The organism is Janthinobacterium silvisoli (assembly GCF_014200725.1).
Taxonomy (GTDB): Bacteria; Pseudomonadota; Gammaproteobacteria; order Burkholderiales; family Burkholderiaceae_D; genus Janthinobacterium.
In genome coordinates this window covers 151,294-175,966 of the sequence record NZ_JACHCL010000003.1, presented here as the reverse complement: position 1 = coordinate 175,966, position 24,673 = coordinate 151,294, and the positions used below count along the sequence as shown (strand labels likewise).

The following is a 24,673-nucleotide window of genomic DNA, read 5'->3' as shown; positions in this document are numbered from 1 at the left end:
TGATGAACTATGGACTCCCACTTTCACGGATATGACGGCTCGTGGCCCCTAACGGTTAGCCGCCTGCATGGAATAGCACGCTGTCTGGCTGGCCTCTCGCAGAAAAATCCCGCGCTGCTTTTGCTCCCTCAGCGTCAGCGTTTTGTAGACATGTCAGCCAATAAGCCAAACAAGACATCGAGCTACTTTAGCAATCCGCGCTCTCGAAGAGCCTGGAGCGCCCTTTCAATTTGGGCCCGGCCACCATCGCGCAAGTCAGCAAGCGTGCTTTTGCTCTCCAAATCAGGGCGCATGCCGGCTGCTTGAGTCGCAAACGGGCGCGCACGACTTGGCGCAAAGCGGTCAATGGATACTTTTTCAAGTAATGCCGTCTCGTTTGCTTCCCCTGCCTGTAGCTCTCCACGTGGATCGAAGAAAGCGAAGCTTTCACTGGCACGAACGTTGAAGTTTGAATTCGGTAACGCGAACCCTTTCGATCCAGCTTCGAGACCACCTCCGGCACCAATCGTGCGCTCACCAACGAGCAGCGCGTTGCCCGCCCACATCCACGCCGCCGTATGCTCGCCGGCAGAGCGTGTGCCCGCATCCGTCATGACAATGATTGGCTTGCGGCTCTTGACTCGTCCGCAAGACGCATCGGTCGGCTGTGCAACCAGTTTCAGCACGCCGGATTTGCCAGAGGCGAAGACGTCGAAGGTTGGCGTTGAAACAGATGTCATCGCCTCGACCAGCAGCCTGGCTTCCCTGCCAAAGCCTCCCATGTTCCCGCGCAGATCCACCACCATCACGTCCGCCTGATCTGCGACGGCGTCAAATTCTGCAATATAGCTGCGCACGACAGCGCAGAAGCCTGCCAGCATCGCCTGGTCTTCGGTAGTTCCGGGGACCTTTTCCGCTTGGTCGTTTGCTTTATTGAAGGTGTCGGAATATTGAGGCGCGAACAGTCCTAAACGCATCGTCCCGATACGTGTTCCTACTGCAGAGAAATGGCGCGGTAGATCGCGTTGTTCGACGGCGTTGGCCATTGCCAGAGCACGCTGCTCGGACATGGGCTGATACTTGAGTATGACTTTGCGAGGAGGGTGCGCATCGGTCTGCACAAGCAGCGACACGGCATCGCCAAGCCCCTGAATCTGATGATTAGCACGCGTGCTCATCCCCAGCTGAAATGCGGCAAGAGCGGCCCGCGACCGGCGATTGCCGCCAAAGGTGACAGCCTGGACGCGATCAAGCCACGCAGCGGTCGGCACGTCATCGATGGACAATACCGCGTCCCCTGACTTGAGCTCGGCGCCGTGTGTATCGAATACGCGCCAAACAATCATCTGCTTATCGCTTGAGGTACGAAACAGCGCCCCAAGGGTCTGGTTGCTGCCCACAGCTGTCCCTTTGAGAGAAACGTGATAATCCTCAAGACCAACCAGCGCGGAAACCAAATCCTGCGCTGTCGCGGCAGGTGGAAGAGGCCCCTCCGCCCACAGAGCATTGGAGCCTTGAATCTCTTCTGGATAGGCTGAGCGGTATCGCTCTACGTAGGCCAGTGATGGATAGGTCTGACGCAAATAATTGCGCAAAGCGACCGCTTCACTCTTTTCCGCAGCGATGCCAGCCAATGGCACGAGCATGATCAGGCCGATGATGCAAGACTTCATTAACACTCCTTCGTTGAATAAGATGCACCGACGCAAGGATAGCATTTTTGTTAATGTTGAAACATGCGAATTCCGCAGTTTATATTGGTGCCATTGTTTCATTCAGATGGATTCCGGTTTCAGTATGTAGCAAATATCGACCGGCGGCTTCGGGGCGTTGCCTGCCTCTCAGTCAGGATAGGTAAGGGCCCAAAGCAGGGCAGTTCTGCCGGTTCGATACTGACTGGGTATTGGATGGTGTTTTTAGTGACGGCAGCCAGTGCCCTAAAACCTGGTCAGAAGAATCGGAGGGGGGTGCGCTTGCAAGCGCAACCCGGTTTTGCGGCGGCGAGCTGCGCTCGCCGAAGTCCCGCAAAACCCCCGCGCCCGTACCGGACGCGGATTCGAACCCCGGCTATCGGCGCCCTGGATAAAAAATAAAGGCCCCGTCGCTTGCGCTCGGGGGCCTTTATTTTTTTATCCAGTGGTGGAGACGGCGGGAATCGAACCTACCGTAAACTTAGGTTTTTTAGGCATCTTGAAGGCTTTACTGGCAAAATGCAGACAATCAACCCGCAACGGCAGCTATCGGCCAGAAGCACACGGCCAGAAAGATGGGCTGTATGTTGCAGCGCCTCGGACACATCAATTTAGGCGCGGTCTGATCTGACTATCAGCTCCTTGGCTTACTCCTTGTGACGAATAGCTTCGACAACAATCCGAAGTGCCCTCGATTCGTGGCGGCGGCTGGGATAGTACGCATGGAGGCCAGGAAACCTTTTACACCAGTCGCTCATGACGCTGATTAATCGGCCTTCCCGTATGTGTCCCGCCACCAGGTCTTCCGTGACGAACGCCAAGCCATTGCCGCTCAAGGCTGCTTGTACCATGGGCACGGCGCTGGTAAACACGGCCTGGCCGCTCACCCTAGCTTCCACGTTGCGTCCATCATGCTGTAGTTCCCACGCGTAGATGCCGCCATTGCCTGCGAGCCGCAGCGTGATGCAATTGTGTTTCAAGAGATCTTCTAGGTTGACTGGTTGCGAATGCCAGGAGAAGTAGTCAGGCGAGCCAACGATCATGGTAGGAATGTCCGGCGTGAGCCTGACTGCAATCATATCCTCCTCGACTTGATCTCCATAACGCACTCCGATGTCATAGCGGTCCGCCGCGATATCGATCAGCTTGTAATCTGATTGAATCTCGATATGTAGGTCGGGATAGTGAGGCAGCACCGGCGCCAGTCTTGGCCACAACAATGTATCAATAATATGGTCAATGGCGGTGATGCGCACAGTGCCCGCCGGCTTGCCATTCAAATCGCTCACAGCAGCGATTTCTGCATGAACCTCTTCAAGTCGCGGTGCGACATTGGTCAGCAGGCGCTGGCCTGCTTCCGTGGGTGAAACACTGCGCGTCGTTCGATTGAGCAGCCGCACGCCCAGCCTGGCTTCCAGATCCCGAATGATGTGACTGAGCGTTGATTGGGACATGCCTAGCTTGATGGCGGCGCGAGTGAAGCTGCGTTGGCGAGCGACCTCGAAAAATATAAGAATATCAATAATATTGTCTCTGGCCATCTTGATGATTCCTGAAACCTGCAGTTGATGATGTCTCGGCGTGCTGCCCAGCTACCTATGATATCAAGGGGAATGTGTGAATTTAGATATAAATATACAGAGTATTCATGGCTGTAGCACATATACCTGTTCGAGTTTTCGGTGCGTCGATGCGTTAACCGCCACGTACGATGTCGCTAAACGTAATACGCACAGCCCATACTGAACGAACTGGAGAAACAGACATGAACATAGATGATGTAGCGCGCCGCGATTTCTTAAAGACTGCTGGCACCGGCATGGCCGTGCTGGGTAGCCTTTCCATTGCCGGTAGTTCGGCGTTTGCTGCCGATACCAAGCCAGTGCCGGATATGTCCAACAAAGCTGACAACTTTTACAGGAGCGCGACAGTCACTGCGCGCAAGGTCAGCTTCAACAACCAGTACCAGATGCAGGTCGTCGGCATTCTGTTCACGCCCAAGGACCTCGACCACAATGCGAGGCATCGCGCGATCATTATCGGCCACCCGATGGGGGCGGTGAAGGAGCAAAGTTCGAACCTGTACGCGCAGAAACTGGCCGAACAGGGCTTTGTCACCCTGGCCATCGATCAGTCGTTCTGGGGCGACAGCGCCGGCCAGCCGCGCAATGCCGTGGCGCCGGATATCTACGCCGAAGCGTTCAGTGCGGCGGTGGACTATCTGGGTACCCAGTTGTACGTCGACAGGGAGCGGATCGGCGTTCTTGGCATTTGCGGCAGCGGCAGTTTCGTCATCAGTGCCGCTAAAATCGATCCGCGCATGAAGGCCATTGCCACTGTCAGCATGTACGACATGGGTGCCGCCAACCGCAACGCGCTGAACCACTCGCAGACGCTAGCGCAGCGCAAGCAGATCATTGCAGAGGCTGCGCAACAGCGCCACGTGGAGTTTGCCGGTGGCGCAATCGCCTACACCGGCGGCACTGTGCACCAGCTCGATGCCAATACGCATCGCATCCAGCGCGAGTTCTACGACTTTTATCGCACTGCGCGCGGCGAATTCACGCCGGCAGGGTCGTCGCGCGAACTGACGACGCACCCGACTCTGGCCAGCAACGTCAAGTTCATGAACTTTTACCCGTTCAACGATATCGAGACGATTTCCCCGCGCCCCATGTTGTTCATCACGGGCGACCAGGCGCATTCCCGGGAGTTCAGCGAAGATGCCTATCGCCTCAGTGCGGAGCCGAAGGAACTGGTGATCGTGCCAGGCGCCGGGCACGTCGACCTGTATGACCGGGTCAAGCTCATCCCCTGGGACAAGCTGAACGCGTTCTTCCACAAGAATCTGGCGTAGGCGCATCCCATGACAGCACCAATCATCAACGCAACCCCAGATGGCGTGCACGGGCACACTGATGCCGTTACGCAAGCGGCCATGTGGGGTGGGGTCTTCGCAATGACGCTGTGCGTTTTCGCGCTGATCGCCTCGGAATTCATGCCCGTCAGCCTGTTGACGCCCATGGCTAGGGATCTCCTGGTCAGCGAAGGCTTGGCAGGACAGGGCATTGCCATCTCCGGCGCCTTCGCCGTGCTCACCAGCCTGTCGATTTCCACAATCGCTGGCAGTATGGACCGCAAGACGCTCCTGCTGGGGCTGACCGCACTGATGGCCGTTTCCGGGGCCGTCGTCGCGATGGCGCCGAACTATCTTCTGTACATGGCGGGACGTGCGTTAATCGGCGTGGTGGTTGGCGGCTTCTGGTCTTTGTCGGCCGCCACCGCGATGCGCCTGGTGCCTTCCCATCAGGTGCCGCGCGCGCTGGCCATCTTCAATGGCGGCAATGCGCTGGCGACCGTCGTCGCCGCGCCCCTGGGCAGTTACCTCGGTTCCGTCATCGGCTGGCGTGGTGCCTTCCTTTGCCTGGTGCCAGTGGCCTTGGTTGCCTTTGTCTGGCAGTGGATCAGTCTGCCTTCCATGGCGCCCCAGGCCAGCTCGGCGGGTACGCGCAAGGTCTTCACACTGCTGCGGGACCTGAAGGTTGCCCTGGGCATGCTGGCTGTCAGCACGTTTTTCATGGGACAGTTCGCCTTGTTCACCTATTTGCGTCCATTCCTTGAAAGCGTGACGCGCGTAGACATATCCACGCTGTCGCTGATACTGCTGGCGATTGGCGCAGGCGGCTTTATCGGCACCACCGTCATCAGCAAGTTCCTGAAGTGGAATTTTTCCAGCACGATGGTGGCCATTCCCGTGCTGATGGCATTGATCGCCGTGGCGCTGCCCCTCGTTGGCGGCAAGGTCGCTGCCGTGACGGTACTGCTGGGCATCTGGGGCGTTGTCGCGACCGCTGCGCCGGTGGGCTGGTGGTCATGGTTGGCTACAACGTTGCCGCGCGATGCAGAGGCGGGGGGCGGGTTGATGGTTGCCGTCGTGCAACTCGCCATCGCCCTCGGTTCCACGATTGGCGGCTTGCTGTTCGACAAGAGCGGATATCAGAGCACGTTCATCGCCAGCGCGGCCGTACTGCTGCTGGCTGCCTTCCTAACCTCGCGCTCGCAAGCGCTGCAGGCAAGCTGATCCGTCTACCAAAGAAGGGGCAAGCAATGACTACACGCAAGCCAGCGGTATTTAAAGGCGCCTGGCACCCATTGGCCAGCAAGAGTGAACGCCGCCTATCTGATGGCCTGCATAGGCTGGGCCTGTTGCTTGGCATGCTCATCCTCGGTGCTTGCGAAGCCCGACAGCAGTCCGCCTCCATGCCATTCGCTCTTGCCCCGGTTGCGGCTAGCGCATCCCTGAGGCCCGAAGCGTCGCGTATGTGGATGGTCGTTGGAGAACGTCGCTTCGTCGTCATCTTGTCCGACAACCTGACCGGGCATGCATTTGCCAAAATGCTGCCGCTGACGCTGGATATGGCCGAACTCAACGGAAACGAGAAGTATGCAGATCTGCAAGGGGCGCTGCCGGCTAACGCGACTAGGAAGGAAATGATCAGCAATGGCGACCTTTTGCTGTACGGCTCGAAGACCTTGGTTGTCTTCTATAAGGCATTTACTTCACCGTACTCCTACTCAAACGTTGGTCGCGTGGCAAATCCGGTTGGGCTGGCCCATGCACTGGGCGAGCACGGCGCTAGGGTCGAGTTTCTTAGATACAAATGAACGCTCACATGGCTTGCACAATGACCGCTTTGGGGCCTTTCCTGCCCCTCAGTCAGGATAGGTAATGTTGCATGACAGCCAGCCTATAGACTTAATCCTTAAAGACCGAACACAATTTCCGCTTTTGATCCGGCCGCCTGATCTGCATCCGGCATCCAACGCCCATATACCCTGGCAATCATTGTCCAATCAGCATGCCCCATCTGTTTTGCCACCCACATAGGGTGCTCACCTGCCGACAGCATCATGCTGGCATAGGTATGCCGCGTCTGATATGGGTTGCGATACCGCACCCCAGCGTTTTGCAGGACGCCAGTCCATAGTGTCTTGCGGATTGGCTGGTCACCCTCCCAGCGCCGCTCCAGGCGCGGATTTTGAAACACTTCCTCGCCCTTCACCCAGGTGAATACCTTTTGTTCCTGCAGCGCATGCATGGCACGCTCCAGCAGCTTGACCTCGCGGCGGCCGGCGTTTGTCTTGGTGCTTTCTGCCGCTTTGGAATGCTGGGTGAGGGCGCGCGTCACCATCACTACGCCGCGCACGAAGTCTACGTCGGCCCAGTCCAGGGCCACCAGTTCGGACGTGCGCAAGCCGGTCCAGAAGGCAAATTGCAACAGGTTGCGCCCCTGGCCGGTTGCCTGCGAAAGAATCGCGGCCTGCTCCTCCTTCGTGAACGGGTCGATATCGTCCTTTGACTGCGGCGCCTCGACCTTGGAATAGCACCAACGCGCCAGCGGGTTGACCTCGATCAGCTCGTCCTCTATCGCGTCGTCCAGTGCCTTGCGCAACACGCTCTGAATGTTGGCCATGGTCTTGTTAGTCGCATTCATGGGCTCCAGCTTCGCCCGCACGTCTTTCTTGCGCAGCGCCGATCGCATGATGGTGCTGAACCAGGGGATCAGCTTGCCGACGACGATCTTGTGACGCCAGCAGGAAGCTAAGGGCCGAAACCAGGGCAGTTCTGCCGGTTCGATACTGACTGGGTATGGGATGGTGTTTTTAGTAACGGCAGCCAGTATCCTAAAACCTGGTCAGAAGAATCGGAGGGGGTTGCGCTTGCAAGCGCAACCCGGTTTTGCGGCGGCGAGCTGCGCTCGCCGAAGTCCCGCAAAACCCCCGCGTCCGTACCGGACGCGGATTCGAACCCGGCTATCGGCGCCCTGGATAAAAAATAAAGGCCCCGTCGCTTGCGCTCGGGGGCCTTTATTTTTTATCCAGTGGTGGAGACGGCGGGAATCGAACCCGCGTCCGCAAGCACTCTACAGACAGTTCTACATACTTAGCACTATCATTTAATTTAACCGGTATGGCACGGATGTGCACGTTACATACAAGCGAGTCACCTATTATTTAGTCGAATGCTAAGTAACCCAGCATCAGACGAGTCCCTGTAAATGACTCCAGAGCTTTTGACGGCCCACCCCAGGGACGAGGTGTTCTAGAGCTAGCAGCGATTAAGCTGCCAGTGCGTACGAGTTATCGTTTGCAGTTAAGTTTTTTCTGGGTGTATTTACGAGGTAACCAGCCCTCGGTATGCCCTGCGCTGCTTTGCAACCCACGTCGAAACCAGGTCGTCCCCACAGAACCTTCATTGTAGCGCAATCTTCACACTCTTGCATGATGCATTCGAGGTAAGCAAGCGCACATGCTCAAATCGTTTGAGCCAGACGAATCGGGGAGGCTTGCGCTGGCAGGCGCAAGCGATCAAATTCAAGCCGCCATCTGTCGCTCTTGCTCTGCCTTCACCACAGCCTGCACCAGTTCCAGCAATGCCAGTGGCGTATCGAGCAGGTGGTCGGCTTTCCAGTGCTGTGGCTCGAGCGGGCCGCAGTAGCCCCAGGCGCAGGCGATGGTGCGCATGCCGGCGGCGCGGCCGGCCTGGATGTCGCGCAGGTCGTCGCCCACGTACCAGCACGTTTCCGGCGCCAGGTCCAGGCGGCGGGCTGCTTCGAGCAGAGGGGCGGGGTGGGGTTTCGGGTGCGGCATGGTGTCGCCGGAGATCACGCAGCCGGCCGCGCCCAGGCCGATCGGGCCGACCAGTTTATCGGTGAAGCGGGCGGCCTTGTTGGTGACGACGCCCCAGGCCAGGCCCAGGGAGGTCAAACCGTCGAGTAGAAAGGGGATGCCGTCAAATAAACGGCTTTCTACCGCCAGGGCTGCTTCGTAGTTGGAAAGAAAAGCGTCTTTCAGGGCTTCGTAGCCGCTTTCGCCGGGGGCTATACCGTAGGACGCGCCTATCATGCCGCGTGCGCCGGCCGAGGCGGTGGGGCGCAGGATGTCGTAGGGGGTGGGCGCCAGGCCGTCGCGGGCGCGCAGGCGGTTGATGGCCGCTGCCAGGTCGGGCGCGGTGTCGGCCAGGGTGCCGTCGAGGTCGAACAGGATGGCGCGCGGCGCTGGCAAGTGGTCAGTGGTCATGGCGGTCGTGTGGCTGGATCAGGATGAAAAATGGCGGCCGCAGCCGCCTGGTGGTGGTCTTGCCGCCTATGCTGGCCGGGTGCAGGCCACCAGGTAATTGACGCTGGTGTCGTTATTAAGTGAGTAAATCTTGGTTAATGGATTGTAGCCCATGCCACGCATGCTGTTGACGTCCAGGCCGGCGCTGCGGGCAAATTGCGACAACTCGGCCGGGGTGATGAATTTGTCGTAGTCGTGCGTGCCTTTGGGCAGCAGGCGCAGCACGTATTCGGCGCCCAGGATGGCGAACAGATAGGCTTTGGCGTTGCGGTTCAGGGTCGACAGGAAGATGTGGCCGCCCGGTTTGACCAGGGTGGCGCAGGCTTTCACGATGGCGGCTGGGTCAGGCACGTGTTCCAGCATTTCCATGCAGGTGACGACGTCGTACTGGCCCGCTTCGGCGTCGGCCATGGCTTCGGCGGCGATCAGCTTGTAGCGCACCTTGGCGCCCGATTCCAGGCTGTGCAGGTCGGCCACCTTCAAGGCTTTTTCGGACAGGTCGATGCCCGTCACGTCGGCGCCTTTGCGGGCCATCGATTCGGCCAGGATGCCGCCGCCGCAGCCGATGTCGATCACGCGCTTGCCGGCCAGCGGCACTTTTGCGTTGATCCATTCCAGGCGCAGGGGGTTAATTTCGTGCAGGGGACGAAACTCGGAAGTGGGGTCCCACCAGCGGTGGGCCAGCTCACTGAATTTTTGGATTTCAAGAGGGTCGGCGTTCATAGTGGAATGATAGCGGCAATTTCGCAATCGGGCAGCCACGGACGAAAAAAAACCCCGCCATGGCGGGGTTTTTATCTGCTGCGCCTGACTTGCTGCTGCTGTCAGGCGCGGGCAGTGGAGTGATTACTTGTTGCGGGTACCAACAACTTCGATTTCCACGCGACGGTTTTTCGCACGGCCTTCGGCAGTTTTGTTATCAGCAACAGGTTGTTTTTTGCCTTTGCCTTCGGTGTACACACGGTTGCTTTCAACGCCTTTGGAGATCAGGTAGGCTTTGACAGCATCAGCACGACGTACCGACAGTTTTTGGTTGTAAGCATCGGTGCCGACGGAGTCGGTGTGACCCACAGCGATGATGACTTCCAGGTTGATGCCGCCCAGTTGAGCCGTCAGCTCGTCCAGTTTGGCCTTGCCTTCTGGTTTCAGCGTGGCTTTGTCGAAATCGAAGAATGCATCAGCAGCGAAGCTGACTTTTTCCGAGGTAGGAGCAACTGGTACTGGCACAACGACTGGCGCTGGTGCTGGAGCAGGAGCTGGTGCTACTGGCGGTGGTGGAGGAGCCACGCACTTGCCGTTTTGCAGGGTTTCTGGTTCTACGCACAGTGGAACGTCGCAGCCTGGCACCGCATCAGCTGGTGTCCAGTAGCCGGTACGCCAGCACAGACCGAATGGATCACGCACGATTACGCCGCGAGCATCTTGCACATAAGCGCTTTTTGGGCTTGGTGCTTTCAGATCGGTGGTCACTGGCGCGAACGGTGGCGAGGTTGGGGTTTGAGCCGAAGCCGAGCCGGCGATCACTGCGGTTGCAGCGAAAAACAGCGTTACAAATTTATTCATTCTTCTTTCCTTTCGGGGGGTAATATCCGCAGCACAACACTGCGCTACTGGTGCTACGTGCCGAGATTTTATCATGTAGACCACATGCGCTCGTTTCAGATTGTGAAACTAGCAATTAACTTCCCAGTTATTTTGCCACACGCACCGGGGGTGCACGACCGTGGTTAAATCAAAGCTTCCCGGATTTTAGACCGCCCGTTGTTTCTGCGCAACGAAAATGCCCGATTATGAAGCACCTGTAACATTTGATTACTTTTTGTGCCTCTTTTATGGGCAAGGGTCTTGAACTCATATTGCTATTGTGCATTAGTGTGTCCTCTTGACAAGCACGGGCCACCGTACTGAGCCAGCACCGGCTGCGTGGTCCTGATGCAAACTGTTAATTTTTGCTGACCTGGCAATTTGTACTGATCGCAGGGCGCGCATGCTAAAATCGTGCGCTTGACTGTCACGGATGGGCACCAGGCCACGCCAGCAGCGCGCGGTACAGGGGTCCACGACCACAGCCGCCTAGGATATGCAGTATTGCTCATACATTGCGTAACAGATAAGTTAACCACAGCCTGAGATCAGTCGAACCGCCAATGGATCAATTCGCAAAAGAAACAATTCCTATTTCCCTCGAAGAAGAGATGCGCAAGAGCTACCTCGATTACGCCATGAGCGTGATCGTCGGCCGTGCCTTGCCGGATGTGCGCGATGGCTTGAAGCCAGTGCACCGCCGCGTCCTGTTCTCGATGCACGAGTCGAACTACGTGTGGAACCGTCCTTACGTCAAATGCGCCCGCGTGGTCGGCGACACCATGGGTAAATACCACCCGCACGGTGACGCATCGATCTACGACACCCTGGTGCGCATGGCCCAGGACTTCTCGCTGCGCTACACGCTCGTCGATGGCCAGGGTAACTTCGGTTCCGTCGATGGCGACGCCGCCGCGGCGATGCGCTACACCGAGTGCCGCCTGGACAAGATTGCCAGCGAATTGCTGGCCGACATCGATAAAGACACCGTCGACTTCGCGCCCAACTATGACGGCAAGGAAAAGGAACCGACGGTATTGCCGACGCGCATCCCTAACCTGCTGATCAACGGCTCGTCCGGTATCGCAGTCGGCATGGCGACTAATATTCCTCCGCACAATATTACGGAAGTCATCAACGGCGCGTTGCACGTGCTGCGCAATCCGGAATGCACGATCGATGAATTGATCGAGCTGATCCCGGCGCCGGACTTCCCGACCGGCGGCATCATTTACGGCGTCTCTGGCGTGCGCGATGGGTATCGCACGGGCCGTGGCCGCGTGGTCATGCGCGCCAAGACGCACTTTGAAGAATACGGCAAGGATGGCGGCCGCATCGCCATCATCGTCGACGAGCTGCCATTCCAGGTCAACAAGAAGTCCTTGCTGGAGCGCATCGCTGAAAACGTGCGCGACAAAAAGCTGGACGGCATTTCCGACATCCGCGACGAGTCCGACAAATCGGGCATGCGCGTGGTGATCGAGCTGAAACGTGGTGAAGTGCCGGAAGTGGTGCTGAACAATCTGTACAAGCAGACCCAGTTGCAAGACACCTTCGGCATGAATATGGTGGCCCTGGTCGATGGCCAGCCACGGTTGCTGAACCTGAAGCAGATGCTGCAATGCTTCCTGGCGCATCGCCGCGAAGTGGTCACGCGCCGCACCGTGTTCGAACTGCGCAAGGCGCGCGAACGCGGCCACGTGCTCGAAGGCCTGGCCGTTGCGCTGGCCAATATCGATGACTTCATCGCCATCATCAAGGCGGCACCGACGCCACCGATCGCCAAGAGCGAACTGATGTCGCGCGCCTGGGATTCGTCCGTGGTGCGCGAAATGCTGGCCCGTACCGGCGATGGCAATACGCCAGGAGGCATCGACGCCTACCGTCCGGAAAATCTGCCGGCGCACTATGGCATGCAGAAAGACGGCCTGTACAAGCTGTCGGACGACCAGGCGCAAGAGATCCTGCAGATGCGTCTGCAGCGCCTGACCGGCCTGGAACAGGACAAGATCGTCAACGAGTACAAGGAAGTGATGGATCATATCGCTGACTTGCTCGACATCCTGGCCAAGCCTGAACGCGTCACCGTCATCATCACCGATGAAATGACGCTGGCGATGAACGAATACGGCGCCGGCAAGAAAGACGTGCGCCGCTCGCAGATCGAACTGAACGCCACCGACCTGGAAACGGAAGACCTGATTACGCCGCAAGACATGGTGGTGACCCTGTCGCACACCGGCTACATGAAGGCGCAGCCGATTTCCGAATACCGCGCGCAAAAACGCGGTGGCCGCGGCAAGCAGGCGATGGCGACCAAAGAGGAAGACTGGATCGACCAGCTGTTCATCGCCAATACGCACGACTACATCCTGTGCTTCTCGGATCGTGGCCGCATGTACTGGCTGAAGGTGTGGGAAGTGCCGCAAGGCTCGCGCAACTCGCGCGGCAAGCCTATCGTCAACATGTTCCCGCTGCAAGACAACGAAAAGATCACCGTGATCCTGCCGCTGTCGGGCGAGAACCGCACCTTCCCGGAAGACCATTACGTGTTCATGTCGACCAGCCTCGGCACCGTGAAGAAAACGCCGCTGAAAGACTTCAGCAATCCACGCAAGGCCGGCATCATCGCGGTCGACCTGGACGAGGGCGACTTCCTGATCGGCGCCGCGCTGACCGATGGCAAGCACGACGTGATGCTGTTCTCCGATTCGGGCAAGGCAGTGCGCTTCGATGAAAACGATGTGCGTCCGATGGGCCGTACGGCGCGCGGCGTGCGCGGCATGAACCTGGAAGAAGGCCAGCACGTGATCGCGCTGCTGGTGGCCGAGAACGAGCAGCAGTCGGTGCTGACGGCCACCGAAAACGGTTACGGCAAGCGTACGCCGATCACCGAGTACACGCGCCATGGCCGTGGCACGAAGGGCATGATCGCCATCCAGACGAGCGAGCGCAACGGTAAAGTGGTTGCCGCGACCCTGGTCAATACCAGCGATGAAATCATGCTGATCACCACCGGTGGCGTGCTGATCCGCACCCGCGTGTCGGAAATCCGCGAAATGGGCCGCGCCACGCAAGGCGTGACCCTGATCGCCGTGGAAGACGGTACCAAGCTGTCGGGCCTGCAGCGTGTGGTAGAGACCGATATCGACGAAGTCGAACTGACGACGGAGGCGGCCAGTGTAGCGGCCGCACCAGAGCCGGCCGATCCTGTCGATCCGGCCCAGCCGGAGTAAGATCATTGGGGCTCTTTCGGGAGCCCCAATTGTTTATGGTTTCCCCCTTCTAGCCATCGTTTAAAAACATGAAGAAATTATTTGCCGTTTCGCTTGCCTCGATAGCCTTGCTGTTCGCTGCGCCGGCCTGGGCCAAGGATGAAGTCTCTCCTGAAATGAAGGTCGCGGTTGAGCAACTGCTCGATACCATGCAGTTTAATGACATGGCGCGCAAAACCATGGGTCAGATGATGCAGGTGATGCCTGCCATACTGCGCCAGAGCGCCTTGCAGACGGCCAAGGCCGGCCGCAAGCTGAGTGCCGAGGACGAGGCGCAAGTGAGCGAGCTGCTTGAAAAATTTATTCCGGAAGCGTCTGCGGCGATTGGGAAGGTGGTGACGGATCCTGCCTTGATCGCTGAAATGCGTACGGAAATGGTGCCCTTGTACGCGCGTTATTACACGGTGCAGGAAGTGCGCGGCCTGGCTGCGTTCTACGCATCGCCGCTGGGTCAGAAAATGGTCAGCATCACACCTGAGCTGACAGCCGATTCGATGGCGATCAGTCAGCGCGTGCTAATGCCGCGCACTAATGCCGTCATTCAAAAAATCGTGCAGAAGATACTCGCATCGCAATAATCCCACCATCAGACTAGGACCGTATCGTGACTCACATCTACAATTTCTCCGCCGGCCCGGCCGTGCTGCCCAAGGAAGTGCTGGCGCAAGCGGCCGCTGAAATGCAGGACTGGCGCGGCAGCGGCATGTCGGTGATGGAAATGAGCCACCGTGGTCCCGAGTTCGTCTCCATCTATCGCCAGGCGGTGGCCGATCTGCGCGAGCTGCTGGCCGTGCCCGACAATTACAAGATATTGTTCCTTCAGGGCGGTGGCCTGGGCGAGAACGCCATCATCCCGATGAATCTGGTGGGCCATGGCGCCACGCAGCCTGCCACCGTCGACTTCGTCCACACCGGAACCTGGTCGGGCAAGTCGATCAAGGAGGCGGCCAAGTATGCCAACGTCAACGTGGCCGCCTCGTCGCAGGCCAGCGGTTTTGACGGCGTGCCGCCAGTGTCTGACTGGAAGCTGACGCCGGGCGCCGCCTATCTGCATATCTGCACCAATGAAACCATCGATGGCGTGGAATACCAGCACGTACCGCAAGTGCCGGCCGGGACCACCATCGTGGCCGACATGTCCTCGCACATCCTGTCGCGCGTGATCGATGTGTCGCAATACGGCGTCATCTTCGGCGGCGCGCAAAAAAATATCGGTCCGGCCGGCCTGACAGTGGTCATCGTGCGCGAAGACTTGCTGGGCAAGCCGCTGCCGATTTGTCCATCGGCGTTTGACTGGACCATCGTCGCTGAACATGAGTCGATGTACAACACGCCGCCCACTTATTCCATCTACATCGCCGGCCTGGTTTTCCAGTGGCTGAAACGACAGGGTGGCGTGGCTGCCGTGGAACAGCGTAATATTGAGAAAGCGGCGCTGCTGTATGCGGCGCTCGATGCGGACGACTTTTACCAGACCCGGGTCGCCCCCGCATACCGCTCGCGCATGACGATTCCATTCTATCTGCGCGACGACAGTTTGAACGATGCATTCCTGGCCGGCGCGAAGCAGCGCGGCCTGTTGCAACTGAAGGGGCACAAGTCCGTCGGCGGCATGCGTGCAGCGATTTATAACGCGATGCCGATCGAGGGCGTGCAAGCATTAGTGAATTATTTGAACGAGTTTGCCGGACGCTGAGTCGCCATAGACGACCGCGCTGGCCCGCCGCCGGCGCAGGCCGTGCGGTTATGATTGATATACAGCTGACGAAACAAACCCACCATGACTGACAAATTAAAACCGCTGCGCGAACAGATCGATGCGATCGACGCGCAAATCCTGGAATTGCTCAACCGCCGCGCACTGGTCGCACAAGAAGTGGGGCACGTGAAAGCCGAAACCCAGGCGCCCGTGTTCCGCCCCGAGCGCGAAGCGCAAGTGCTGCGCGGCGTGGCCGAGCGCAATCCCGGCCCGATGGGCGACCGCGAAGTGCAAACCATCTTCCGCGAAATCATGTCATCGTGCCGCGCGCTGGAAAAGCGCGTCACCGTCGCCTACCTGGGCCCGGCCGGCACTTTCAGCGAACAAGCCGTGTACCAGCAGTTCGGCAGCGCCGTCGATGGCTTGCCTTGTGCGTCCATCGACGAAGTGTTCCGCTCCACGGAGGCAGGTACGGCGGACTTCGGCGTGGTGCCGATCGAGAATTCCTCGGAAGGCGCCGTCAACCGCACCCTGGACATGATGCTGCAAACAAGCCTCATCATCAGCGGCGAAGTGTCGATCGCCGTGCACCACAGCCTGATGACGAAGAGCGGCAACATGGATGGCGTGACCGTCATCTGCGCCCATTCGCAGGCGCTGGCCCAGTGCCAGGCCTGGCTGAACCAGCATTACCCGCATATCGAACGCCGCGCCGTGGCCTCGAATGCCGAAGCGGCCCGCATGGCTGGCGGCGATGTCACAGTGGCGGCGATTGCCAGCGAACTGGCAGGTACGCAGTACCAGCTGGGCGTGGTGCAAGGCCATATCCAGGACGACCCGCATAACCGCACGCGCTTTGCCGTGGTGGGCACCCTGCAGACGGCGCCGTCGGGCAAGGATCAGACCTCGCTGGTATTGGCCGTGCCGAACAAGGCTGGCGCCGTGTACCAGTTGCTGGCGCCGCTGGCGAAACATGGCGTGTCGATGACGCGCTTCGAGTCGCGCCCCGCGCGCATGGGCAGCTGGGAGTATTATTTCTATGTCGATGTGGAAGGCCATGGCCAGGATGGCGCCGTGGCGCAAGCCCTGGCCGAGTTGCAAAACAATGCGGCCTTCTTCAAGGTGCTGGGGTCGTATCCGGTCAGCCTTTGACCCAGTCAAAAGCCGAAAATTCTGGGGTCAGACCCGACGGGACTAGGCGTCCCCGTCCGACCCCGATCTTAACTTTTAAAGAATTTATTATGTCTAAAACTATCGGTCCAGAATACGTCCGCGCCCTCGCTCCTTACCAGAGCGGCAAACCCATCGCCGAAGTGGCGCGTGAATTCGGCCTCGACGAGGCTGCCATCGTCAAGCTGGCCTCGAATGAAAACCCGTTCGGCATGCCGGAATCGGCCAAGCAGGCGATGATCGCCGCCATCGATGAACTGGGCCGCTACCCGGACGCCAACGGCTTCGAGCTCAAAGCCGTGCTGTCGCAGCGCTACGACGTGCCTGCCGACTGGATCACCCTGGGCAATGGCAGCAACGACATCCTGGAAATTGCCGCGCATGCGTTCGTCGAGCACGGCCAGTCCGTGGTTTACTCGCAATACTCGTTCGCCATCTACGCCCTGGCTGCCCAAGGCCTGGGCGCGCGCCATATCGTGGCGCCGGCGCAAGCGTATGGTCATGACCTCGATGCGATGGCGGCCGCGATTACGGACGACACGCGCCTGGTCTTTATCGCCAACCCGAACAACCCGACCGGCACTTTCCTGACGGCGGCGCAGCTGGAAGCGTTCCTGCACAAAGTGCCGCAGCACGTGGTGGTCGTGCTCGATGAAGCGTACAACGAATTCCTGTCAGCCGAAGACCAGTACGAGTCGACCACCTGGGTGCGTCAATTCCCCAACCTGGTGGTCTCGCGCACCCTGTCGAAGGCCTATGGCCTGGCGGGCCTGCGCATCGGTTTCGCCATCGCCCAGCCGGTGCTGACGGATCTGATGAACCGCATCCGCCAGCCATTCAACGTCAACTCGATGGCGCAGGCGGCCGCGATTGCCGCCCTGAGCGACAAGGAATTCCTGGAGAAAGGCGCGCGCAATAACGCGGCTGGCTACCAGCAATTCACCGAAGCGTTCACCCAGCTGGGCCTGGAATACGTGCCGTCGTACGGCAATTTCGTGCTGGTGAAAGTAGGCGACGACGATGGCGCCGGCGCGCGCGTGAATTTGTCGCTGCTTCAGCAGGGTGTGATCGTGCGCCCGGTGGGCAGCTATGGCTTGCCGCAATGGCTGCGCATTTCCATCGGCCTGCCGCAGGAAAACGCGATCTTCATCGCCGCGCTGACGAAAGCGCTGGCTTGATAGTATGGCTTCCCCTGTCTTCAATAAAGTAGTTATTTTCGGCGTCGGCCTGATCGGCGGCTCGTTTGCGCGCGCGCTCAAACACATGGGCGCAGTCGGCACGGTGGTTGGCATGGGCCGTTCGCCAGCCTCGATGACGCGCGCGCTGGAGCTGGGCATCATCGATGCCATCGGCGGCGACATGATGGATGCCATCCACGGCGCCGATCTGGTGCTGGTGGCGGCGCCAGTGGCGCAGACGGGCGCCATCCTGGCGTCGATTGCACCGCATCTGCAGCCGGGTACCGTGGTGACGGACGCCGGCAGCACCAAGTCCGATGTGGTGGCCGCTGCGCGCGCTGCGTTGAAAGACAAGATCGCCCAGTTCGTGCCGGGCCACCCGATTGCCGGGCGCGAAACGAATGGCCCCGATGCGGCCATTATCGATCTGTACCGTGGCAAGAAAGTGGTACTGACGCCATTGGCGGAAAATGCCGCCGCCGGCGTGGACCGGGTGGCGGCCGCCTGGCGCATTTGCGGCGCCATCATCCACGTCCTGACGCCGGCCGAGCATGACAAGGTGTTTGCCGCCGTCAGCCATTTGCCGCATTTGCTGGCTTTTGCGCTGGTCGACGACATCGCCCGGAAACCGCACGCGGATTTGCTGTTCCAGTATGCGGCCAGCGGCTTCCGCGACTTTACGCGCATCGCCGGCTCGTCGCCGGAAATGTGGCGCGACATCAGCCTGGCCAACCAGCCGGCATTATTGCAGGAGCTGGATGCCTACCTGGCGCAATTGACGACATTGCGTGCCAGCCTGGCTGCCGGCGACGGCGCCGCCATCGAAGGCGTGTACGCGAATGCCCAGCAGGCCCGTCAGCAATGGATAGGCGCGATCGAGGCGGCCGAAGTGCCAGCCCCTCCCGCACAATAATCAAAGGAATCAGCATGACCCAAACCAAACAATACCCGCATCATATCGATTTGACTCCGGTGATGCATGTCGAGGGCACGGTGCGTTTGCCCGGCTCGAAAAGCATTTCCAACCGTGTGCTGCTGCTGGCCGCGCTGGCCAAGGGCACGACCAGGATCGTCGACTTGCTGGCTTCTGACGACACCTTCGTCATGCTGACGGCATTGACCTCGCTGGGCGTGCACTGGAAGCAGGATGAACTGATTGGCGACCCTGCCACCGCCCACCAGGTGCACCACGTGGAAGGCTGCGGCGGTGTGTTCCCGCACCATGAAGCGGACCTGTTCATGGGTAACGCCGGCACGGCGATCCGCCCATTGACGGCGGCCCTGGCCGTGATCGGCGGCGACTACACCCTGCATGGCGTGTCGCGCATGCATGAACGTCCTATCGGTGACCTGGTCGATGCGCTCAACGCCGTCGGCACGCAGATCGAATACACGGGCGAGCAGGGTTTCCCGCCGCTGCGTATCCGCCGCGGCCACATTCACGCGCAGCGCATCGCCGTGCGCGGCAATGTGTCTAGCCAGTTCCTGACGGCCTTGCTGATGGTGGCGCCGCTGATGGCGCGCGACCACGCCGTGACGATCGACGTGACGGGTGAACTGATCTCGAAGCCGTATATCGAAATCACCCTGAACCTGATGCGCCGCTTCGGCGTGACGGTCGAGCATGACGGCTGGCAGTCGTTCACCGTGCAGCCGGGCCAGCAATACCAAAGTCCGGGCACCATCCATGTCGAGGGCGACGCGTCCTCGGCGTCCTATTTCCTGGCAGCCGGCGCCATCGGCGGTGGCCCCGTGCGTGTGGAAGGCGTGGGTCGCGACAGCATCCAGGGCGACGTGCGTTTCGTCGAAGCCTTGCAGCAGATGGGCGCAAGCATCACCATGGGCGAGAACTGGATCGAGGCGCGTGCCAATGGCGTGCTGAAAGCCATCGACATGGACTTCAATCACATTCCCGACGCTGCCATGACGATCGCCGTGGCCGCCCTGTATGCGGACGGCACCAGCACCTTGCGCAATATCGCCAGCTGGCGCGTGAAAGAAACCGACCGCCTGGCGGCCATGGCCACCGAGCTGCGCAAGCTGGGCGCCGAAGTGGAAGAGGGCGCGGACTACCTGCGCGTGACGCCGCCGGCCGAGATCCAGGCTGCCACCATCGATACCTATGACGATCACCGCATGGCGATGTGTTTCTCGCTGGCATCGTTGGATGGCGCTGCCCGCCGTGGCAACGCCATGCGCATCAATGATCCGAAGTGCGTGGCCAAGACTTTCCCCGAGTATTTCGCCGCGTTTGCGGGGATTGCAAAGGATAGCCTGATTTAACCGAAGGCTAATTCTGGGGTCAGACGGGGACGCCAAGTCCCGCCGGGTCTGACCCCAGCTCTAATTTTACCGATAAAACAATGTCCACATCTCACATTCCCGTCATTGCCATCGATGGTCCCACCGCTTCCGGCAAGGGCACGGTGGCGCACCGCGTTGCTGACAAGCTCGGCTTTCACTACCTCGATTCGGGCGCCCTGTACCGGCTGACGGCCCTGATGGCGATCCGCCGTGGCACCGACTTGCGCGACGAGCACGCGCTGGCCAAGCTGGCCGAGCACTTGCCATGCCACTTCACGGGCGGCGAGATCCTGCTGGCGAATGAAAACGTTACCGAACAGATCCGTGCCGAAGCGGTTGGTAATACGGCTTCGCAGATTGCCGTCCTGCCAACGGTACGCCAGGCATTATTTGCCTTGCAACTATCTTTTCGCAAGGCGCCTGGCCTGGTGGCCGACGGGCGCGACATGGGCACGGTGATCTTTCCGCACGCCCCGCTGAAGGTGTTCCTGACGGCCAGCGTGGAAGCGCGCGCGGGGCGGCGCTACAAGCAATTGATAGACAAGGGAATTTCTGCTACTATGGAAGACCTTCTGATGGATTTGCAGGCGCGGGACGAACGTGATACTCACCGTGCGATTGCGCCGCTGGTCCCTGCGGAAGGGGCGCATGTCCTCGATACCTCGGCCATGACAGCTGATGAAGCTGTTGAAACCGTGTTGAAATGGTATGCCGCTGTAACGAAATAGCTGCTTTTTCGCTATGTGGTGCCCGTGACGGCTCCTGGCCAGTCCGGGTGTGTCAAAAACCTAACCCAGTTTAAGTCGCATCGTGCGATCTCTGCTGGATAACCTGTGTGAACCCTATGTCTACTGTTACAACTAACGAATCTACCGGTATGGAAAGTTTTGCTGCGCTCTTCGAGGAATCGTTGTCGCGTCAAGATATGCGCTCCGGCGAAGTTATTTCCGCTGAAGTCGTGCGCCTCGACCACAATTTCGTGATCGTGAACGCTGGCCTCAAATCCGAAGCATTCATCCCTGTCGAAGAATTCAAAAACGACCACGGCGAACTGGAAGTCAAAGTTGGTGACTTCGTTTCCGTGGCGATCGAATCGCTGGAAAATGGTTTCGGCGATACCATCCTGTCGCGCGATAAAGCCAAGCGTCTGGCTTCGTGGCTGGCTCTGGAAAAAGCGATGGAATCGGGCGAAATCGTCGTCGGTACCGTCAATGGTAAAGTCAAAGGCGGCCTGACCGTATTGACCAACGGCATCCGCGCATTCCTGCCGGGTTCGCTGGTTGACACCCGTCCTGTCAAAGACACCACCCCATTCGAAGGCAAAACCCTCGAATTCAAAGTTATCAAACTGGACCGCAAGCGTAACAACGTCGTTCTGTCCCGCCGCGCTGTCATCGAAGCTTCGATGGGCGAAGAGCGTCAGAAACTGATGGAAACGCTGAAAGAAGGCACGGTAGTGACCGGCGTCGTCAAAAATATCACCGACTACGGCGCGTTCGTGGATCTGGGCGGTATCGATGGCTTGCTGCACATCACCGACCTGGCATGGCGCCGTGTACGTCACCCGTCGGAAGTGTTGACGGTTGGCCAGGAAATCACCGCCAAAGTCCTGAAATACGATCAAGAGAAAAACCGTGTTTCGCTGGGCGTGAAACAACTGGGCGACGATCCTTGGACCGGTCTGTCCCGTCGTTACCCACAAAGCACCCGTCTGTTCGGTAAAGTAACGAACCTGACCGACTACGGCGCGTTCGTTGAAGTGGAACAAGGTATCGAAGGTCTGGTACACGTTTCCGAAATGGACTGGACGAACAAAAACGTTGCTCCTAACAAAGTTGTCCAACTGGGCGACGAAGTAGAAGTGATGGTTCTGGAAATCGACGAAGAGCGTCGTCGTATCTCGCTGGGTATGAAACAGTGCAAAGCCAACCCATGGGATGACTTTGGCGTAACCCACAAGAAGGGCGATAAAGTCCGCGGCGCGATCAAATCGATCACCGACTTCGGCGTGTTCATCGGCCTGGCCGGCAACATCGACGGTCTGGTTCACCTGTCCGACCTGTCCTGGACCGAAACCGGCGAAGAAGCCGTACGTCGCTTCAAGAAAGGTGACGAGCTGGAAGCCATCGTTCTGGCCATCGACGTTGAGCGCGAGCGCGTTTCCCTGGGCGTCAAGCAACTGGAAGGTGACCCATTCAACAACTTCGCAGCCATGAACGACAAAGGTTCGCTGGTAACCGGTACCGTTAAATCGGTAGAGCCTAAAGGCGCCGTGATCCAACTGTCCGAAGAAGTTGAAGGCTACCTGCGCGCTTCCGAAATCTCGCGCGACCGCGTTGAAGATGCTGGTACGCACCTGAAAGTCGGCGACACCGTTGAAGCTCTGGTTCTGAACATCGACCGCAAAGCCCGTGGTATCCAACTGTCGATCAAAGCGAAAGACAACGTTGAAACCCAGGAAGCGATGCAAAAAATGGCAGCTACCGACAACAACGCAGCTTCGGGCACCACCAGCCTGGGCGCATTGTTGAAAGCTAAGTTCGATAACAAGAACTAAGACCACGCGGATACCGGCAGATGACAAAGTCCGAGCTGATCAACCGCCTCGCTGAGCGTTATTCTCAGCTGGTGGCGAAAGATGCGGAGTATGCCGTCAAGACCATTCTCGATGCGATGACCACGGCCCTGTCGACCGGCCAGCGTATCGAGATCCGCGGTTTTGGCAGTTTTGCCCTGAACAGCAGGCCACCGCGTATCGGCCGCAACCCGAAGTCTGGCGACAAAGTGATGGTGCCCGAAAAACGGGTGCCTCATTTCAAGCCAGGCAAACAGTTGCGCGAGCGCGTGGACGCGATGGTCGGACAACCGATCATCGAGGATTAATCGTCTGCTGGAAGGCGACATAAAGAGCGGCGTCCTTGGATGCCGCTTTTTTTTGCTAATATGCAGGGAATACCTGACATAAGCTACTGCGCGTCGCGCTTTGCGGCCTGCGATGCTCACCGTGCGCCAGCACGGTTGCGCTTCTCGGCCACAAATCACTGACGCTCGCTACGCTTCTGTCAGGCATTCCAAGGTTGTGCCATACGGGCATTTTTTGTACTTTCTGGGCGTATCGATGAAAATTATTACCACCATCGTTGGCTGTGTTCTTTTCGTCCTGTTCTTCAGTTTTGCGCTGAAGAATGCGCAGGTTGTCGACCTGCATGTTTTCCTCAATTATGAAATTCGCGGCCCCCTGGTCTTGATGCTGCTGGGCTTTTTTGTCGCCGGCGCCAGCCTGGGCGTACTGGCCTTGACGCCGACCGTGTTCCGTCATCGCCGCGAAGCGAACAAACAAAAAACCACCATTGCCGCGCTGCAAACCGTCGTCGCTCCCAGCACTGTCCAGCCGCAGCCGGATGGCGTGAGCGCACAGGCCTGAGCGCAGGCACATTTTTACTCTTACTCGAAATAACGCATGGAATATGAACTCTGGTGGCTCTTGGGCATCCCCGTGTTTTTTGCACTGGGCTGGATCGCCGCGCGCGTAGACATTCACCAGCTGGTGTCGGAATCGCGCAGCTTGCCCCGCAATTACTTCAAGGGCTTGAGTTTCCTGCTCAATGAACAGCACGACAAGGCGATTGACGCCTTTATCGAAGTGGTCAAGCTCGATCCTGAATCGGTCGATATGCACTTTGCCCTGGGTAATCTGTTCCGCCGCCGTGGCGAGACGGAGCGGGCCATCCGCGTCCACCAGAACTTGCTGGCGCGCCCAGACCTTCCCGTGGAACAACAGGGGCACGCAGCCTACGAGCTGGGCATGGATTACCTGAAGGCAGGCTTGCTGGACCGTGCCGAAGAAACCTTCAATGGCCTGGTCGAGACGCAATACGCAGTGCAGGCGCGCCGCGCGCTGCTGGAAATTTACCAGCGCGAAAAGGAATGGCCGCGCGCGATCAAGGCGGCGCAAGGCTTGCAGGAATCGGGTGCTGGTGCTCGCCAGAAAGAAATCGCCCAGTTCTATTGCGAGCTGGCGCATGATGCACTGGTGCATCTGAAGCCGGACGACGCCATGCCGTTGCTGGAAAAAGCCCTGGAAACGGACCGCAAGAGCGTGCGCGCCACCATCCTTACCGGTGATGTGCTGCTGGCGCGCGGCGACGTGGAAGGCGCCTTGATGACCTGGCGCCGGGTGGAGCAGCAAAGCGTGCCGCATGTCGCCCTGGTGGCGCAGCGCCTGATGGATGGCTACACCAAACTGGGCCGCCCGCAGGAAGGCGTGAACCTGCTGCGCTCCTACCTGGAAGAAGCGTCCTCGATCGATTTGATCGAAGTGGTGTTCAAGGCGGTGATCGAGCTCGACGGCGTGGACGCGGCCAAGCAATTGGTCAGCGCCGAACTGCGCCGTACGCCAACCTTGCTGGGTCTCGATAAATTGCTGGAAGCGCGCATGATGGACGCCCCGGCAGCCATCTGGTCGGAGCTGTCGATGGTGAAAAACCTGGTGCACGGCTACACGCAGAAACTGGCCCGCTACCAGTGCAGCCATTGCGGCTTCAAGGCACGCCAGTTTTACTGGCACTGCCCAGGCTGCAATAAGTGGGAAACCTATCCACCGCGGCGTACAGAAGAGCTTAACGTCATGAATTAATCCTACCCGCCACCATGCCCCAGGCATCGGGGCGGGTA

21 protein-coding genes and 1 other RNA gene are annotated in these 24,673 nt (G+C 59.1%); 15 read left to right on the top strand and 7 right to left on the bottom strand.

The annotated features are described in order from the left end of the window. Positions 1-182: 182 nt before the first annotated feature. Both HDE75_RS17175 and HDE75_RS17170 read right to left on the bottom strand, forming a co-directional pair. The gene (locus HDE75_RS17175; protein ID WP_183678440.1) at positions 183-1,652 is read right to left on the bottom strand and encodes a S41 family peptidase; all 1,470 of its coding nucleotides are present in this window, start codon (positions 1,650-1,652) and stop codon (positions 183-185) included. A 665-nt stretch (positions 1,653-2,317) separates the two neighbouring features. Further along, positions 2,318-3,211 carry a LysR family transcriptional regulator gene (locus HDE75_RS17170; protein WP_183678438.1) on the bottom strand — a complete coding sequence of 298 codons (894 nt, stop codon included), beginning with the start codon at positions 3,209-3,211 and terminating at the stop codon, positions 2,318-2,320. 224 nt (positions 3,212-3,435) lie between these two features. Between HDE75_RS17170 and HDE75_RS17165 the strand changes: the two genes are divergently transcribed. From HDE75_RS17165 to HDE75_RS17155, 3 genes are read left to right on the top strand one after another with little or no spacing between them, the layout of a single operon-like run. Further along, positions 3,436-4,527, top strand: a complete 1,092-nt coding sequence (locus tag HDE75_RS17165; protein WP_260174172.1) for an alpha/beta hydrolase — start codon at positions 3,436-3,438, stop codon at positions 4,525-4,527. Positions 4,528-4,536: 9 nt separating this feature from the next. Next, a complete protein-coding gene (locus tag HDE75_RS17160; RefSeq protein ID WP_183678436.1) occupies positions 4,537-5,751 on the top strand; it encodes an MFS transporter in 1,215 nt (404 codons plus the stop codon). Positions 5,752-5,777: 26 nt separating this feature from the next. Continuing rightward, complete coding sequence (locus tag HDE75_RS17155; RefSeq protein ID WP_260174173.1) at positions 5,778-6,335, top strand: cyclophilin-like fold protein; 558 nt, start codon at positions 5,778-5,780, stop codon at positions 6,333-6,335. Between the two features lie 98 nt (positions 6,336-6,433). Here HDE75_RS17155 and HDE75_RS17150 read toward each other — a convergent pair whose 3' ends face one another. From HDE75_RS17150 to ompA, 5 genes are all read right to left on the bottom strand, one after another. Further along, positions 6,434-7,213 carry a site-specific integrase gene (locus HDE75_RS17150; RefSeq protein ID WP_183678434.1) on the bottom strand — a complete coding sequence of 260 codons (780 nt, stop codon included), beginning with the start codon at positions 7,211-7,213 and terminating at the stop codon, positions 6,434-6,436. Positions 7,214-7,553: 340 nt separating this feature from the next. Continuing rightward, positions 7,554-7,914: a transfer-messenger RNA gene (ssrA, locus tag HDE75_RS17145) on the bottom strand. A gap of 131 nt (positions 7,915-8,045) precedes the next feature. After that, the gene (locus tag HDE75_RS17140) at positions 8,046-8,750 is read right to left on the bottom strand and encodes an HAD family hydrolase (RefSeq protein ID WP_183678432.1); all 705 of its coding nucleotides are present in this window, start codon (positions 8,748-8,750) and stop codon (positions 8,046-8,048) included. A gap of 66 nt (positions 8,751-8,816) precedes the next feature. Next, positions 8,817-9,512, bottom strand: a complete 696-nt coding sequence (gene ubiG, locus HDE75_RS17135; RefSeq protein WP_183678430.1) for a bifunctional 2-polyprenyl-6-hydroxyphenol methylase/3-demethylubiquinol 3-O-methyltransferase UbiG — start codon at positions 9,510-9,512, stop codon at positions 8,817-8,819. Positions 9,513-9,635: 123 nt separating this feature from the next. Next, on the bottom strand, positions 9,636-10,352 hold the full coding sequence (gene ompA / locus HDE75_RS17130) for an outer membrane protein OmpA (RefSeq protein WP_183678428.1): 717 nt from the start codon (positions 10,350-10,352) through the stop codon (positions 9,636-9,638). Between the two features lie 584 nt (positions 10,353-10,936). Between ompA and gyrA the strand changes: the two genes are divergently transcribed. From gyrA to lapB, 12 genes are all read left to right on the top strand, one after another. Continuing rightward, entirely contained in the window at positions 10,937-13,609 is a 2,673-nt protein-coding gene (gyrA, locus tag HDE75_RS17125) for a DNA gyrase subunit A (RefSeq protein ID WP_183678427.1), read from the top strand. Positions 13,610-13,677: 68 nt separating this feature from the next. Further along, complete coding sequence (locus HDE75_RS17120) at positions 13,678-14,226, top strand: DUF2059 domain-containing protein (RefSeq protein ID WP_183678425.1); 549 nt, start codon at positions 13,678-13,680, stop codon at positions 14,224-14,226. Between the two features lie 26 nt (positions 14,227-14,252). Continuing rightward, entirely contained in the window at positions 14,253-15,344 is a 1,092-nt protein-coding gene (serC, locus tag HDE75_RS17115; RefSeq protein WP_183678423.1) for a 3-phosphoserine/phosphohydroxythreonine transaminase, read from the top strand. 84 nt (positions 15,345-15,428) lie between these two features. Further along, complete coding sequence (gene pheA, locus HDE75_RS17110; RefSeq protein WP_183678421.1) at positions 15,429-16,499, top strand: prephenate dehydratase; 1,071 nt, start codon at positions 15,429-15,431, stop codon at positions 16,497-16,499. An 89-nt stretch (positions 16,500-16,588) separates the two neighbouring features. Next, entirely contained in the window at positions 16,589-17,695 is a 1,107-nt protein-coding gene (gene hisC / locus HDE75_RS17105) for a histidinol-phosphate transaminase (protein WP_183678419.1), read from the top strand. 4 nt (positions 17,696-17,699) lie between these two features. Continuing rightward, on the top strand, positions 17,700-18,608 hold the full coding sequence (locus HDE75_RS17100) for a prephenate dehydrogenase (protein ID WP_183678418.1): 909 nt from the start codon (positions 17,700-17,702) through the stop codon (positions 18,606-18,608). A 14-nt stretch (positions 18,609-18,622) separates the two neighbouring features. Next, positions 18,623-19,978 (top strand): 3-phosphoshikimate 1-carboxyvinyltransferase, encoded by a 1,356-nt coding sequence (aroA, locus tag HDE75_RS17095; RefSeq protein WP_183678416.1) that lies wholly within the window; start codon positions 18,623-18,625, stop codon positions 19,976-19,978. 80 nt (positions 19,979-20,058) lie between these two features. Next, positions 20,059-20,727 carry a (d)CMP kinase gene (gene cmk / locus HDE75_RS17090; protein ID WP_183678414.1) on the top strand — a complete coding sequence of 223 codons (669 nt, stop codon included), beginning with the start codon at positions 20,059-20,061 and terminating at the stop codon, positions 20,725-20,727. 116 nt (positions 20,728-20,843) lie between these two features. Further along, entirely contained in the window at positions 20,844-22,556 is a 1,713-nt protein-coding gene (gene rpsA / locus HDE75_RS17085; protein WP_183678411.1) for a 30S ribosomal protein S1, read from the top strand. A gap of 20 nt (positions 22,557-22,576) precedes the next feature. Continuing rightward, positions 22,577-22,882: an integration host factor subunit beta gene (locus HDE75_RS17080; protein WP_183678410.1), complete on the top strand. Its 306-nt coding sequence runs from the start codon at positions 22,577-22,579 to the stop codon at positions 22,880-22,882. Positions 22,883-23,117: 235 nt separating this feature from the next. Beyond that, complete coding sequence (locus HDE75_RS17075) at positions 23,118-23,423, top strand: LapA family protein (protein ID WP_183678408.1); 306 nt, start codon at positions 23,118-23,120, stop codon at positions 23,421-23,423. Between the two features lie 36 nt (positions 23,424-23,459). After that, a complete protein-coding gene (gene lapB, locus HDE75_RS17070) occupies positions 23,460-24,635 on the top strand; it encodes a lipopolysaccharide assembly protein LapB (RefSeq protein WP_183678406.1) in 1,176 nt (391 codons plus the stop codon). Positions 24,636-24,673 lie beyond the last annotated feature (38 nt).

Excerpts from the sequence above, each read along its gene's own strand:
- HDE75_RS17175 (WP_183678440.1), bottom strand. The coding sequence starts at position 1,652 with ATGAAGTCTTGCATCATCGGCCTGATCATGCTCGTGCCATTGGCTGGC.
- HDE75_RS17170 (WP_183678438.1), bottom strand. The coding sequence starts at position 3,211 with ATGGCCAGAGACAATATTATTGATATTCTTATATTTTTCGAGGTCGCT.
- HDE75_RS17165 (WP_260174172.1), top strand. The coding sequence starts at position 3,436 with ATGAACATAGATGATGTAGCGCGCCGCGATTTCTTAAAGACTGCTGGC.
- HDE75_RS17160 (WP_183678436.1), top strand. The coding sequence starts at position 4,537 with ATGACAGCACCAATCATCAACGCAACCCCAGATGGCGTGCACGGGCAC.
- HDE75_RS17155 (WP_260174173.1), top strand. The coding sequence starts at position 5,778 with ATGACTACACGCAAGCCAGCGGTATTTAAAGGCGCCTGGCACCCATTG.
- HDE75_RS17150 (WP_183678434.1), bottom strand. The coding sequence starts at position 7,213 with ATGCGATCGGCGCTGCGCAAGAAAGACGTGCGGGCGAAGCTGGAGCCC.
- HDE75_RS17140 (WP_183678432.1), bottom strand. The coding sequence starts at position 8,750 with ATGACCACTGACCACTTGCCAGCGCCGCGCGCCATCCTGTTCGACCTC.
- ubiG (WP_183678430.1), bottom strand. The coding sequence starts at position 9,512 with ATGAACGCCGACCCTCTTGAAATCCAAAAATTCAGTGAGCTGGCCCAC.
- ompA (WP_183678428.1), bottom strand. The coding sequence starts at position 10,352 with ATGAATAAATTTGTAACGCTGTTTTTCGCTGCAACCGCAGTGATCGCC.
- gyrA (WP_183678427.1), top strand. The coding sequence starts at position 10,937 with ATGGATCAATTCGCAAAAGAAACAATTCCTATTTCCCTCGAAGAAGAG.
- HDE75_RS17120 (WP_183678425.1), top strand. The coding sequence starts at position 13,678 with ATGAAGAAATTATTTGCCGTTTCGCTTGCCTCGATAGCCTTGCTGTTC.
- pheA (WP_183678421.1), top strand. The coding sequence starts at position 15,429 with ATGACTGACAAATTAAAACCGCTGCGCGAACAGATCGATGCGATCGAC.
- hisC (WP_183678419.1), top strand. The coding sequence starts at position 16,589 with ATGTCTAAAACTATCGGTCCAGAATACGTCCGCGCCCTCGCTCCTTAC.
- HDE75_RS17100 (WP_183678418.1), top strand. The coding sequence starts at position 17,700 with ATGGCTTCCCCTGTCTTCAATAAAGTAGTTATTTTCGGCGTCGGCCTG.
- aroA (WP_183678416.1), top strand. The coding sequence starts at position 18,623 with ATGACCCAAACCAAACAATACCCGCATCATATCGATTTGACTCCGGTG.
- cmk (WP_183678414.1), top strand. The coding sequence starts at position 20,059 with ATGTCCACATCTCACATTCCCGTCATTGCCATCGATGGTCCCACCGCT.
- rpsA (WP_183678411.1), top strand. The coding sequence starts at position 20,844 with ATGTCTACTGTTACAACTAACGAATCTACCGGTATGGAAAGTTTTGCT.
- HDE75_RS17080 (WP_183678410.1), top strand. The coding sequence starts at position 22,577 with ATGACAAAGTCCGAGCTGATCAACCGCCTCGCTGAGCGTTATTCTCAG.
- HDE75_RS17075 (WP_183678408.1), top strand. The coding sequence starts at position 23,118 with ATGAAAATTATTACCACCATCGTTGGCTGTGTTCTTTTCGTCCTGTTC.
- lapB (WP_183678406.1), top strand. The coding sequence starts at position 23,460 with ATGGAATATGAACTCTGGTGGCTCTTGGGCATCCCCGTGTTTTTTGCA.